Below are 13,034 nucleotides of genomic sequence, written 5' to 3' on the forward strand. Positions count from 1 at the left end.
TTTACTTTGTCAGTGTTGCGTAAGTCCTCCTGGGCCAGTATGGGATTGCTGAACGCGGTCCGCTGGCCGCCTCTTTCGTGCCTGAGCGTGTTCTATTAGTCAGTCTGACGACCTTAGGCCAATGCTGCATCGACTTGCTGCGGACTGAAGGTTGACCGGGTCCCGTGGCAGCCGAAATCGTCGCCGCTTCCTCAAACAATCAACAGGAAATCTCCATGCGTTTGAAAGTCACCCCAAACGTCAGCGCCAGATACTGGGCGGCGATCATGCTTGCGAGCATCTGCGGAACGAACTTGGGTGACATCATTCCCGACGTCCTCAAGCTGGCACCGGCCAAGGGCCTGATCGTGCTAGCGCTTATGTTTGCGATATTGGTGCTTGTTGAGCGTGCAAGCGCCAAAGGCAGCGAAGCCTTTTACTGGATCGCCATACTCCTTGTGCGAGCGGCAGCAACCAATATCGCGGATTATTCGATAGACCACGCGCATCTCACCTACTTCGACGTTGTTACCGCCTTGGTGATAGTCTTCATCGGAATTGTGATGCTACGACGTCGATCGACACTCGAACAAACAAAGGGCGCATTGCAAACAGACGGCTTTTATTGGCTGACTATGCTGATCGCGGGAACCCTTGGAACAGCAACTGCGGACGCAATTGGCCACGCCTTCGATTCAGTCAGGATCGGCGTTCCAATATCCGCGTCAATCGCAACGCTAGCACTGCTTCTGATCCTGATTGCGAGAACACGCTTAATGAAGTTCGGTGCCACAAGCTACTGGGTGGCTGTCGCCGCCATCAGATGGTGGGGCACCAACGTCGGCGACATTTCGGCATTTTTTCTTTCGCTGATCCCAAGTGCTGCAATAAGCGGGTTTGCGCTCTGGGCCCTGTTGTCAGCTTCGGCCATCATTTCTTCAGTCGCGACCAGGCGCGAGATCGAAGAGCATTCGTAACACGCCCGCCATCGTCCGGATCAGCAGTGGGTGCAAGGATTGCACACGCCAAAATTACACGCGGGAGCTTACTTTAAAGATGGAAACAGTCTCGTCGAGGCGCGTCGCCTGTTCGTCGAGCGATTGCGCAGCGGCCGCCGCCTCTTCGACCAGCGCCGCATTTTGCTGTGTAACCTGATCGATCTGACCGATGGCCACGTTCACTTCCTCGATGCCATGACCCTGCAAATCCGACGCCGCAGCGATTTCTTCGACAATGCCTGCGACCCGGCGTATCGCCTGCTGCACCTCAGCGGTAGCGCGCCCCGCCTCTTGCGCCTGCTGCGAGCCCGATCGAATCGTTGCTACTGATTGCTCGATTAGATCCTTAATCTCCTTCGCAGCAGACGAAGAACGTTGCGCAAGACTGCGCACCTCCGCCGCGACAACCGCGAAGCCCCGCCCTTGTTCGCCCGCCCGCGCCGCCTCAACCGCCGCATTCAATGCGAGAATGTTGGTCTGGAAGGCGACTCCTTCGATCATCGATATGATTTCCGCGATCCGCGAGGAACTCGACGCGATTTCATTCATCGTGTCGACCATCCGTTCGACCGCCATATTTCCTTCATCAGAGATTCGAGTCGTGCTGATAGCAAGCGCGTTGGCCTGGCGCGCTGCGTCGGCGTTTTGCTGCACTGTTGCCGTGAGTTCGCCGAGGTTGCTGGCCGTCTGTTGCAGCGACGCGGCCTGCTGTTCGGTACGCGAAGACAAATCGAGGTTGCCGGCGGCAATCTGTTTCGACGCCACACCGACCGCATCGCTCGATGAACGCACCTCCGCGACGACGCCGGCCATCTGCTCAAGCAGGCTGTTCAATGCCGTTGCCGTGTGACCGATCTCGTCCATTCGCACAACGCTTGCACGCTGCGAAAGATCCAGTGACTGGCTGACCCGCTGAAGCGTTTCCTGCATCTGGCGCATACCCTGGCTGATAAGCGCATAGAGGCGGCTCCCCAGTACCCCGGTCACCACGAGTGCTGCGCCTGCAACGGCGAGCATCAGGCCGAACGCGAATCGGTAGGCATTTGCGTTTTCTTCGCGCACGAGGTTGCTGCGAGCGATGTCCTCGCTCAGATGCTCGTGCAGCCCATCGTTCAGCGCCAGCGCAGCGTTATGAACGGCGCCGCTGTCGTGAAGCATCGCGAGGGCGCCATCGCGCTCGCCCACCTGCATCTTCTCGAAGAACGTTTGACGGGCGTCGCGATACGCGGCCATGCGAGTGCGATCCGCTTCGAACAGTTTTCGATCGACGTCGTCGGAGACTTGGTGAGCCAGCGCGCGAGCAATCACATCGTCAAACTGACGGTCTGATTCGGCAATTTCCCGTTTCATGCCTGACCGGCTGGCATCGTCGACGCCGTCGACCACATAGCGGTAAACGGCAAGCCGCATTGCGGCAACGTTATCAAGCGCGGCTGATATCGATTTCAGGCTCGGCACCGTGCGCGTCTCCAGCCCTTCGATACGCTGATAGGATGCGCGAAGTTGCATTAATCCGTAGCCGCTGACCACCGCCAGCGCGAGCAACGCGCCACCGAGTGTCATAGCGAGCCAGCGAACAATCGTCATTTTTTTCATTATCCTTACGCCCCCTGCGATTGCGTGCGGTGGATCCCGAGAGCATCGTTGTATAACGGCTCACCGCGGACGATTATTCAGCGCTGCCGGCATCAAATTAATCAAAAGGCGCGATAGATAAAAGTTATGTGTTGCGCACGAGCGGGCGCTGCTGCACCGGTATCAACTTAAACCAACCCGTCTTCACGATTCCCGGGGCGGTGCAGTTGGCAGCAGGTCAGGCGGCAACGCCTCATTCGCCTGTCGTTCTGGCGATGGCGTCCAGTTGATAGAGTTCCAGCTTGCGATATAGCGTGCTACGCGAGACACCCAATGAGCGGGCCGCCTGGGCGAGATTGCCGTGAGCATCCTGCACCGCCCGGACGATGGCCAAACGCTCCGTTTCCTCCAGACTGCCCGATTGCTTGTGCACAGGCAGTACAACGCCGGCGGTGCCGGTTTCGTCGAGCAGCTCAGCAGGCAGCTCATCGAGCGTCACCGCCTCTTCGCTGGACGTCAGGAGCAGATTTTCGATGACGTTGCGCATCTCCCTGACATTGCCGGGCCATGAATAAGCGCGTAGCACCGCCATGATTTCGTCGCTTAGTCGTCGCTCGGGCACTGCGTGGCGTTGCGCGAGTCGCCGGTTGAAAAACGCGACGAGGAGATCGATGTCGATGTCCCGTTCGCGCAGCGGTGGAATGCGGATGCGCGTCACGCTGATGCGGTAATAGAGATCGCGTCGGAAGTGGCCCGAGTCGACCTCTTCGCGCAGATTGCGATTGGTCATTGCCAGCAGGCGCACGTCGACGCGCCGCGGCTGAGTGTCCCCTAGCCGGTAAATGACGCCCTCCTCGAGGGCGCGCAGCAGGACCGGTTGAAGTTCGAGCGGCATCTCTCCGATTTCGTCGAGACATAGCGTGCCGCCGTGAGCCAGTTCGAATCGGCCCGGCCGCCCTTCGGCAGTCGCGCCCGTAAAGGCACCACGCACGTGACCGAACAACTCGCTGGCGATCAGTTCTTTCGACGCCGCTCCGCAGTTGTACGCGACGAAAGGCCCGCCGCCTCCTTCTTCGCCATGTATGGCGCGCGCGAAGAGTTCCTTGCCGACCCCGGTTTCGCCCTCGATCAGAACCGGAACACGCCTGCGGGCAAGTTGACGACCCCGGTTGATGGCGGCCAGCATTGCTGCACTTTGCCCCTGGATCTGCGCGAAGCAACTGCGCTGCGGATCGGCCTCGCCACTGCGCTCGGCGATCCGGGCGTTGATGGGTTGCGATCGCACGGGAACAACGAGCATGGCGCCGATCGTGTTGCCATCGACCACAACCGGGTTGAGCCAATCGGCATGCAAGCCTTTGGGCAGATGTTGCGCCCAGTCCTCCACCGCGGAGGTCTCATCCATACCGGGGAAGCGTTCTCCGATGCTGACCGGCAATGGCACCCGGCCGGTGGTATGCACAAGCCGCCCGGCCCGATCAATCGCGATCATCCCGGTTGCATCGGACGACGACAGGCGCTGCAGACAGAAGGCCAAGAGGCGCATATGCTCGCGAGCCGCCTGCTCGGCCAGCACCATTTCAATCTGACGCGCGGCCGTTACCGCCAAGGTGAGGTTGTTGATCTGATAGGTGGAAGGCGGCCCGGAAATGTCGAGCACGCCGAGAATCTTGCCGGTGCCAGGTTCGCAAATCGGCGCCGCCGCGCAACTCCACGACTTGATCCCTTCGCAGAAGTGCTCGGAGCCGTGGATATAGGTGGGGTGGCCGGTGGCGAGCGTGGTGCCGATGCCGTTGGTGCCGGCCTGGCCTTCACGCCAGTCGCCGCCCATCGTCAAATGAATTTTTTCGCCGGCCGCCAACGTCCGCAAGTCTCCCGCGGCCTTGAGAATCACGCCATCCTGATTGGTGAGCAGCAGGATCGAATGCGAATCCGCAAAGAGATCAGCGGTCACGGTGAAAAGACGATCAGACGCCGCCAGCAACTCCCGGTGCCGCCAACGCAGCGCCTCGACTGCGTCGCCATGAACCGCGAACGGTGCCGATCCCGCAGTGGGATTGACCCCGGATTGCAGACTGCGTCGCCAGGAGTCGATCAGGGCCGAAGGCGCGGACGTGGACGGCTCGCCCGCGAGAAAACGCTCCCAAGCGAGCATCGTGACTCTGTCCGAGTGACGGTCGTTCGCACGCTGCGCGTTAGCCACTACCCGGCGCATAGCGGCCTGATTGCCAAGACCCGACATGGTGCTGAGCTGCTGTCTCGTCACAACTCTCCTCCTATGCGATGGGTCAGCCCGGAACCTGCTCTGCGGCTGGCTTCGGCGTGACTCGCAAGTATGTCGCGGCGTGCTTTTTTGTTCGACTGTCAGTCAAACCCAGCGGCGCGATCGCTGATTAGTATATGCCTGCAACGCGAATTCAGCCTGGCAAGCCAGGAATCTCGACGCCGAACGTTTGCAGTATCAACACGACATTGAACAATAAGACCACGAATGCCGCCAGCGTGGCGATCACGGCGATGAACGCGCGATTTTTGTATATGCCCATCACGTCCTCGTGGCAGGTGAACCATAGCAACGCGGCCATCGGCAGCGGCAACGCGAGGCTCAATACAACCTGACTGAGGACGAGCGCCTGAGTCGCATTGACCCCAAGCGCTACCACGACAAAACTCGGCACCATCGTGACGGCCCGGCGCAACCATAACGGAATGCGAAAGCCCACGAACCCTTGCATGATCATCTGACCCGCCATCGTGCCGACCACGGAACTCGATATGCCCGAAGCGATCAGCGACAACAGAAAAATCCCTGCCGCCCCAATGCCTAATAGCGGCGCCAGCGTGTGATAGGCCGTTTCGATCTCCGCCACCTCAGGATGCCCGTGATGAAATGCACCTGCGGCCATGATAACCATCGCCATATTGATGAGACCGGCGATGGTCAATGCGATAACGACCTCGATATTCGAGAATTTCAGCAACGTTGCCCGCTCGCGCTCCGTTCTCGCGGGTGCTCGCCGTTGCGTTAGCCCGGAGTGCAGGAAAAGCGCGTGCGGCATCACCGTTGCACCCACGATACCGACGGCGATCGTGAGCGCATTCGCGTCGGGCAATTGAGGGGAAAACGTATGGACTAAGACACTCGGCCATGCGATCGGCGCAATGAACAGCTCGGCAAGGTAGGACAACCCAATGATGCCGACGAGTGCCCCGATCGCCAGTTCAAGGGGACGGAAACCGGCGCTCTCGAACAACAGCAGGCCGTAAGTCACTACCGCCGTGACCGCCATACCGGCGAGCAAGGGCATATGAAACAGTAACGAGAGTCCGATCGCGCCGCCGAGAAATTCGGCCAGATCGGTTGCCATCGCGGCAATTTCGCTTACCCCCCACATGATCAGCAAGACAGGTTTCGGAAACCGTTCGCGGCATAGCTCCGCGAGGTTTCGCCCCGTGACGATGCCGAGCTTCGCCGAGAGTGCCTGAAACAGCATCGCCACAAGGTTTGCCAACAGCACCACCCAGAGCAACGTGTAACCGTATCTGGCGCCCGCCTGAATATTCGTCGCAAAGTTGCCCGGATCCATATAGGCAACAGAGACCACCACTGCCGGTCCAGCAAACGGCAGCAGCATCAGTGCGCCGCGCCGGCGGCCTTCCAATACCTCTCTGACCGCAAGCGTTGTGCGCTCGGTTCTCGTCGCCGGTCTGGCTGCCTTACGAACGCGATCATCCAAGCTCTGGCTCCTTGCTCATGAAAATGACAGGCGTGCCCGATTTAACGGGCAGGCATGGCATTCACGGCATCGCACTGCTGATTGCACCGAATATGCCTCGCAACAGCGGAGCGGCCGCCGTGCCCATATCGGACACAATAATCAATGTACCGCAGAATGTGATTGTCCCCCCCGACGCGAGCTTGAGCAGGCGAATCGAGGACATTGCACCAAGGTACCGAGCCGCCATCGCGACGGCATTGAATCGGGGAGTCGCGCCGATATCCATTGTTGTCTCCGTCTATTGATGGCCGCCCGAAACACGCCGGCAGCGGCCGTTTTTTTGCCGGTCCTCGACCCGACGACCGGTTGTAGTGTCACTATTTCCGGCCGAGCAATTCGGCGCCGGCGCCAAGCGCCGGGCCGGCGGTCGGATCGATCGTGTCCGGCTTTTTGGCAATCAGTGTCTGGGTGGTCAGAATCAAGCCGGCGACCGAAGCAGCGTTGCGTACCGCGCTATAGCTGACCTTGACCGGATCGATGATGCCCGCCTCCATCAGGTTGACGAACTTGCCCGTGCGGGCGTCTAGACCCACGCCCGGTTTCGCACGCACCGCCTCGGACACGATCGCCGCGCCGTCAAGGCCGCAATTGGTCGCGATGTGATAGAGCGGCTTCGCCAGCACGCGCTGCAGCAATCTCGCACCCTGTTGCACACTGCCGTGGGTCCGCGCAATCACGCCTTCGAGTTCGGCGGACACGCGCAGCAGCGCCATCCCGCCGCCTGGCACGATGCCCTCGGCAATCGCCGCGCGTGCCGCATTGATTGCGTCCTCGATCAGATGAAGCCGGCGCTTCTGTTCGACCGGCGTGGCGCCGCCGGCGAGGATCATCGCGGTACCGCCGGACAGCTTGGCGAGACGCACCTGAAATTTGTCGCGCTCGACATTCTCCGGGGCCATCTCATACTGACGCGCGACCTGCTGACGGCGTGCGGCAACGGCAGCCGGATCGCCGCCGCCAGCGGTAATGATGGTCTGGTTCGACGAGATGCGTACCTGCCGTGCGCTGCCAAGATCGCGCAGTTCCGTGGCTTCTAGCTTGCCGCCCAGATCACGGGCGATCACCCGCCCGCCTGTGACGATAGCGATATCCTCGAGCATGGCCTTGCGCCAATGGCCGTACTCCGGCGGATGAATCGCCGCCACCGGCACCCCGCCGTTGTCCCGCCACGCCAGCAGGGCCATGACACAGGCGGGGGCAACCTCCTCCGCAATGATCAGCAGCGGGCGTTTGCTGTGTGCCGCAAGCGCCTGTAGCGCCGCCACTTCCTCTGCCGACTGCAGCCGCTGATCGGTCATCAGAATGAGCGGATTGTCGAGCACCACCTGCATTCTCTCGATGTCCGTAACCATATGGTGAGAGAGGTAGCCGCGATCGAACGCCATCCCATCGACCACTTCGAGACGGGTTTCGACCGTCGTGCCGTACTCGACGTCGACGATGCCATCGGGACCCACTCGCTCGAGCGCTTCGGCCACCATCGCGCCGGTGACCTCGTCATTGGCGGCGACCACGGCCACGGCGCGCACCTCTTCGCTCCCGCGCAGCGGTGTCGCTGCCCGCCTGAGCGCCGCGATCACCTCGTCTACCGCGATCTCCAGCCCCTGAACCAGTTCAACGGGGTTGGCGCCGTCTGCGAGACTGGCGAGACCCTCCTGGACCAATGCATCGGCCAGCACGGTGGCCGTGGTGGTGCCGTCGCCGGCGACTTCATTGGTCTGCTTCGAGACTTCGCGCACCACCTGCGCACCGATGTTTTCGAACGGATCTTCCAATTCGATCTCGTTGGCGATGCTCACACCATCGCGCGAGATGATCGGCGTGCCAATCGGGCGGTCGATGATCGCATTCATTCCGCGAGGGCCGAGCGTGCCTCGTACCGCTTTGGCCAGTTTGGCGACACCGCGGCCGAGCGCCATGCGGGCCTCGTCGTCGTGCAGCATGATATTCGGCATGATTCATCTCCTCCTGTTGGAATATTCTGGATTGCTACATTTCGAACTGATACCGCAGTGTTGCCGAATTACGCCGGCCCGACGGCCCTCTTCCAGTCGCCGACAGGCACGAAGTGCACGGGCTTGATCTCGACTTGTGGCGCGGCTGCGGCTGCGTCCGCCTCGCCGTACCGCGCCGCCAGCAAGCCGCGACACAAAGCACTGTTGAATTCCGCATTGACGCCGACCCGCCGCAAGGCACGCAGGTAGGCGCCAAGCCCATCCGCATCGAGCAACGCACCCTGGCTGTCGACGAAAGCTGCTTCGTCGGCGTGGGCGGCACCATTGGCACAGCCTCTGACGACGAAGCGCCGCTCCAGGTAGCGTTCCACGAGTCGCCGGCTTACCGAATCGTCAGGCAAGCCAGCGAGTTCAGCCACGCTCATGCGCACGAGCCGCGCGGGTTCAAGGCCGCGTTCGAGCAGTGACGTCAGGAGCGCTTCCTGTCGCCGCTGAAAAGCCTTGACCATGAAGGTCCGGCGGATGTCCTCGAGTTCGCCGCTGGCCTCAGCGCCAAAGGTGTCCTGGAATGACCGCCCGGCCGCCACGCCACGGTTGATCTCGTCGGCATACATATGTTCGCCGAGTCCGATCGTCACCTTCGTCACCCACGGTAAGCCCGCGACAGCAATGCGCATGTCGTCGGCCATCAGGAAGGCGAAGTTGGCGGCGCACCAGTAAGTCGGCAAGCGGAAGCCAATCTGCACGCCGCCGCCTGCGTCCACCTCCACGCGGGTGACGAAACCCAGCTCGGTCACCGATTCGTCGAGTTCAGGGTCGGCGACCGATGCGAGTTGCGCCCACACCTCGGCGGTCCGATCGACGGCGGCCGTTGCGGCTTTCGCGTTCGTGGCGGCCATGGTATTCATGCCCCGACCGCAGCCGGCTGCCGGACATCCTTCAGCAACTTCTTCTGCGCCTCGACGTCAATACCGTACAACCGCGCCGCGTTGAGCCCGAGAATCTTCTTCTTCGCCGTCAGCGACAGTTGCACACCGGTTTCCTTGCTGACGGACTCCGGCAATTCGAAGGCCATGAACTTCTCGATCAGCCATTTGGGCGACCAGATGCCATAGTCGCTGCCGTACAGGATCTTGTCTTCGCCGATCCAGAACAGCAGCTCCGAGATCACATGCGCGAAGTACTCCGGACGCGTGTGAATGAACGGCAGCACCACCGCAAGACCGCCGTAGACGTTCGTCTCCTGGGTCGCGATCCAGCAGAAATCGTCCAGTCGCGGCAGACCGCAGTGCTCGACGATGAAGTTCAGGTTCTGGAAGCTGGTCGCTGCGTCGTCGACATCGGCAACGTCGAAAGCGTCGCGATTCAGCGGCAGGATCGTCGGACCCTTGTGGACGTGGATGTTCTTGATGCCGAGCTTCTCGCAGCGTTCCAGGTACTTCTGCACGCTGGGGTCCGACAGCTTGTAACCCTTGCTGTCACCGCGCCACTCCGCCGTGTAGAGCTTGACGCCCTTGATCCCGTACGTCTCGGACAGCTCGTCCAGGTAGTCGAGTCCCGCCTCGCCGTCGCGCGGATCGAACGCGCCATTGACGATGAAACGGTGCGGGTGTTTTTTCTTCAGCTCGTAATTTTTCTCAGTCGTGTTGAATCCGTTCTTGTAAAAGTCCGTGAGGTAAGTCGGCTGGCAGATCGCCATGTCGTCGTAACCTTTGACGAACAGGTCGTCATACATGGCTTCCGGGCCGTAGTTGTCGAACTTCTCCTTCGGCCACAAATACTCCTTGGGACTCAGGTTCGAGTGATACGCGTAAAAGCAATCGATGAACTGCTGGCCATGCACGTTCTTCAAGTTGGCCTTGCTGCCGTCCCATAGATGGACGTGTCCGTCGATGATGAAGATGTCTTCACCGTCCGTGGTTCGATACATGGCATGTGTCTCCGTGGTTGTTGCGAGGGGTGGCCACCCGTCAGGGTGGCCGGACGCCTCATCAGATAGCAGGCTGCACGATCATTCGTAGGCCATCGCGTCGTCCATGTTGCCGAACAGCACGACGGTCTCGTCATCGACCATCACCATCCGCCCATAGTGAGTCGAGGTGGATATCTCGAACAGATGCGGGGTCATCTCCCGGCCCAGCGCTTCGCTGATCTCGCCCATTTTGAATTCGATCTTGCCCTGCCCATCGATCCGGATCATGGCGGGCAGATAGGTCACCGTGATGCCGGGCTTATGGGTCATCAATTCGGCGATAGCACGAGCCTCGACGCTGTCGTTCATCGTGACGCCGCACTGATGGGAAATGGTCTGCTCGAAGCGAACATCTTTCATCGACTTGAAAATGTTGTCGTTGTGCACTGACATTGCGTACTCCTCTTCGCGGTTGGGTTGTGCGGTTGGGTTATGCCGTTAGCTTGCGCGGTTGGATCAACTGGGCAAGGAACCCGTCAGGCCTGGAGTGCCAGCGGAAAGTGGACGCCAATCTCTCTGGCAATCATCTCCGCCCGCTCGATCGAACTGTTCAGGCAGTCATTGAACTGCGCCGTCTTCACATGCGGAATCGACCAGATCGGCTGCAGGTGCTTCGCTGCTGAGGCGGCAAGCGCACCGTGCTTCTCCAGCCACTCGCCGAACAGCTTCCGATTGGCCTCGCCGTGCCTCGGATCGTTGGCCAGCATGTGAAACAGTTCAACCGCATTGGCCAGATTGCGCTCGTAGTCCCCCTCCGCTGCGGACACGACCGTGGGCGTCAGGAAGTCGTTCTGCGAAGCGGCGACCTGCATGATGAAACCGCTGCGGAACAGGTCCGCCACCATCGGCTCGAACACGACATTCACCGCAAAGTACTTTTCGAGGAAATCGGTGGCGCCGCCGATAGCCTCGACGGCCCGACGCGTTTCCTGCCAGATGGGATCGTTCAGCCAATGCTCCTTGCCGGCGTCTAGATCCATATTCGCCAGGTCCAGTGCGATCTCACCCAGGTAGAGCGTCAGGTCCTGAGCGAAGCGCAGCTTGTAGGAGGCGTTGGTCAGGATCGCGCTATTGATCATCTGCGTATAGCCGTAGCGCTGGGCGTGCATGGTGGCGGTGCCGAGGCCGAACTCCGCATGCTTGTACGCGCCAAGATGCTGCTCCAGCACCTTGACCCAGGTCTTATCGAAGCGCTTCACCGCGCCCGAGCGCCGCGCGTTGTTGACGGCGCCGGTGATCATGCCAACGATCGTCGACTGACGCTGGTAATGCGTGCGTTCCCACTCCTCGTCGACCGCACGGAATTTATGCCAGTCCGTGCTTTTGACTGCCGTCCACGTTTCCGAATAGGTCGGCGTACCATCCGCGAACGCGAGAATCCAGTCCTGAAGCAGATAGCGCTTCGGGTCCGGCTGGACATCGACGGTCATGTCCTCGTAGTGGGTCGCCTTGCGTCCCTTGGGTTCGAAGTAGTTGTATTTGCGGCTCTCCGAGCCCGCAAACTGGGCCGCGCCGGCTGCGCCTGACTTCAACGGTGCGACTTCCTGTAGCGACGTGCTCATGTTGCTCCTCCTTCCTCTTTCGGTTATCGGACTTTCGATCTGGCGCGATGCCTTGGCTTCCGTCAGCGAATAGCCTGGGTAAATTTGTCGAAATAGAGCCGCTCGGGCGCGACGCCCGCCATCTGCAGGACCGGCATCACTGCGTCGATCATCGGCGTCGGACCGCATGTGTACGCGTCGATCTCACCGTCCAGCGATTCCTCGCGCAATGCGCGGCCCAGCACTTCGTGAATGAAGCCGGTCGCGCCGGTCCAGTCATCGCCCGGCTCGGCGTCGGAAAGCGCCGGAATAAAGCGGAAATCAGGCAGCCGGTCCTCCAGTTCCTCGAAATCGTCGAGATAGAACAGATCGCGACGGCTGCGAGCGCCGTAGAAGAAACGAATCGGTCGTTCTTCGCCGCTTTGCACGTGATCGTTGAGGATCGACCACAGCGGCGACATCCCCGACCCTCCGCCTACCAGCACCAGTGGCCCCGGTTGGTCCTCGCGCCGGAAACATGTGCCGTACGGTCCCTTCGCCACCAGCCTGTCGCCCGGCTTCAGACCGCCGTCCAGTTGCGACGAGAAGGCGCCGTTGGGATACTTCTTGATGATGAATTCGAGCTTTCTCTGACCGTTTGGCGTGCTCGCCATCGAGAACGATCGCGTAATGCCGAGGCCCGGAATCGTCAGGTCCACATACTGACCCGCCCAGAAGCGCAGCGGCCGGGACAACTCCACTTCCAGCAGCCTGATGTCATGCGTCAGCGCGGTGATCTTCGTTAGCGTTGCGTCGTATTCACTCACGGCTATCGAACGGCGCATGAGGTCTTCGTCGTAGTTCAGCAGTTCGACTGTCAGATCGCTGAAGGCGAGCGCCCGGCACAACAGGATGTGATTGGTCTCGCGCTCGTAGTCAGGCAAAGCGAAGGTCGAGTACTTCTTCATTTCGACATCGCCCTCGATCAGCAAAGACTTGCAACTGCTGCACTGCCCCTCCTTGCACCCATGCATCACCGAGATACCCTGGCGAAAAGCGGCATCGAGCACGGTCTCGCCCTCCTCAACCGTCATCTCCACGCCGACCGGTTCGAATCGCACGGTATGAAGTACCTTGTCCTCTTCTGCGTCCGGCATGTCGGCCCTCTTCTCTTGCGTGTCACTCATGTCCATGTCGCCCACCTCACGCTTTTCGTTCGTCCGGGGCAGCCGCACCGCTGCCGCCGGACGACATGG

11 protein-coding genes are annotated in these 13,034 nt (G+C 60.7%); 1 reads left to right on the top strand and 10 read right to left on the bottom strand.

Annotation, left to right across the window (positions count from 1 at the left end; genetic code table 11):
* The first annotated feature begins 164 nt into the window (after window positions 1-164).
* Window positions 165-956, top strand: coding sequence for a hypothetical protein (locus tag M0D64_RS13375; RefSeq protein ID WP_266258029.1), 792 nt, complete (start codon window positions 165-167; stop codon window positions 954-956).
* Window positions 957-1,010: 54 nt separating this feature from the next.
* On the opposite strand, the gene M0D64_RS13380 is transcribed toward M0D64_RS13375, so the two are convergent.
* The 10 genes from M0D64_RS13380 to M0D64_RS13425 all read right to left on the bottom strand — a co-directional run bounded on the left by M0D64_RS13380 (window position 1,011) and on the right by M0D64_RS13425 (window position 12,965).
* Window positions 1,011-2,564 (bottom strand): methyl-accepting chemotaxis protein, encoded by a 1,554-nt coding sequence (locus M0D64_RS13380; RefSeq protein ID WP_266258030.1) that lies wholly within the window; start codon window positions 2,562-2,564, stop codon window positions 1,011-1,013.
* 241 nt (window positions 2,565-2,805) lie between these two features.
* On the bottom strand, window positions 2,806-4,818 hold the full coding sequence (locus M0D64_RS13385) for a sigma-54-dependent Fis family transcriptional regulator (RefSeq protein WP_323135762.1): 2,013 nt from the start codon (window positions 4,816-4,818) through the stop codon (window positions 2,806-2,808).
* A 151-nt stretch (window positions 4,819-4,969) separates the two neighbouring features.
* Entirely contained in the window at window positions 4,970-6,289 is a 1,320-nt protein-coding gene (locus tag M0D64_RS13390) for an Nramp family divalent metal transporter (protein WP_266258032.1), read from the bottom strand.
* 61 nt (window positions 6,290-6,350) lie between these two features.
* Window positions 6,351-6,557, bottom strand: coding sequence for a hypothetical protein (locus M0D64_RS13395; protein ID WP_154561454.1), 207 nt, complete (start codon window positions 6,555-6,557; stop codon window positions 6,351-6,353).
* Between the two features lie 91 nt (window positions 6,558-6,648).
* On the bottom strand, window positions 6,649-8,286 hold the full coding sequence (locus M0D64_RS13400) for a molecular chaperone GroEL (protein ID WP_171926415.1): 1,638 nt from the start codon (window positions 8,284-8,286) through the stop codon (window positions 6,649-6,651).
* Between the two features lie 68 nt (window positions 8,287-8,354).
* A complete protein-coding gene (locus M0D64_RS13405) occupies window positions 8,355-9,194 on the bottom strand; it encodes a metal-sulfur cluster assembly factor (RefSeq protein ID WP_266258033.1) in 840 nt (279 codons plus the stop codon).
* Complete coding sequence (locus M0D64_RS13410; protein ID WP_266258034.1) at window positions 9,191-10,216, bottom strand: amidohydrolase family protein; 1,026 nt, start codon at window positions 10,214-10,216, stop codon at window positions 9,191-9,193. The genes M0D64_RS13405 and M0D64_RS13410 overlap by 4 nt, the downstream gene beginning before the upstream one ends.
* An 81-nt stretch (window positions 10,217-10,297) precedes the next feature.
* Entirely contained in the window at window positions 10,298-10,651 is a 354-nt protein-coding gene (locus M0D64_RS13415; protein ID WP_093632508.1) for an MmoB/DmpM family protein, read from the bottom strand.
* Window positions 10,652-10,734: 83 nt separating this feature from the next.
* A complete protein-coding gene (locus tag M0D64_RS13420) occupies window positions 10,735-11,820 on the bottom strand; it encodes an aromatic/alkene monooxygenase hydroxylase subunit beta (protein WP_171926412.1) in 1,086 nt (361 codons plus the stop codon).
* A 62-nt stretch (window positions 11,821-11,882) separates the two neighbouring features.
* Window positions 11,883-12,965: an NADH:ubiquinone reductase (Na(+)-transporting) subunit F gene (locus M0D64_RS13425; protein WP_266258035.1), complete on the bottom strand. Its 1,083-nt coding sequence runs from the start codon at window positions 12,963-12,965 to the stop codon at window positions 11,883-11,885.
* Between the last annotated feature and the right edge of the window lie 69 nt (window positions 12,966-13,034).

It is taken from the genome of Paraburkholderia sp. WS6 (assembly GCF_030464835.1).
Lineage (GTDB): Bacteria > Pseudomonadota > Gammaproteobacteria > Burkholderiales > Burkholderiaceae > Paraburkholderia > Paraburkholderia madseniana.

What these genes read in the sequence shown, in the direction of transcription:
- M0D64_RS13380 (WP_266258030.1), bottom strand. Translation starts at nt 2,564, where the DNA reads ATGACGATTGTTCGCTGGCTCGCTATGACACTCGGTGGCGCGTTGCTC.
- M0D64_RS13395 (WP_154561454.1), bottom strand. Translation starts at nt 6,557, where the DNA reads ATGGATATCGGCGCGACTCCCCGATTCAATGCCGTCGCGATGGCGGCT.
- M0D64_RS13400 (WP_171926415.1), bottom strand. Translation starts at nt 8,286, where the DNA reads ATGCCGAATATCATGCTGCACGACGACGAGGCCCGCATGGCGCTCGGC.
- M0D64_RS13405 (WP_266258033.1), bottom strand. Translation starts at nt 9,194, where the DNA reads ATGAATACCATGGCCGCCACGAACGCGAAAGCCGCAACGGCCGCCGTC.
- M0D64_RS13410 (WP_266258034.1), bottom strand. Translation starts at nt 10,216, where the DNA reads ATGTATCGAACCACGGACGGTGAAGACATCTTCATCATCGACGGACAC.
- M0D64_RS13415 (WP_093632508.1), bottom strand. Translation starts at nt 10,651, where the DNA reads ATGTCAGTGCACAACGACAACATTTTCAAGTCGATGAAAGATGTTCGC.
- M0D64_RS13420 (WP_171926412.1), bottom strand. Translation starts at nt 11,820, where the DNA reads ATGAGCACGTCGCTACAGGAAGTCGCACCGTTGAAGTCAGGCGCAGCC.
- M0D64_RS13425 (WP_266258035.1), bottom strand. Translation starts at nt 12,965, where the DNA reads ATGAGTGACACGCAAGAGAAGAGGGCCGACATGCCGGACGCAGAAGAG.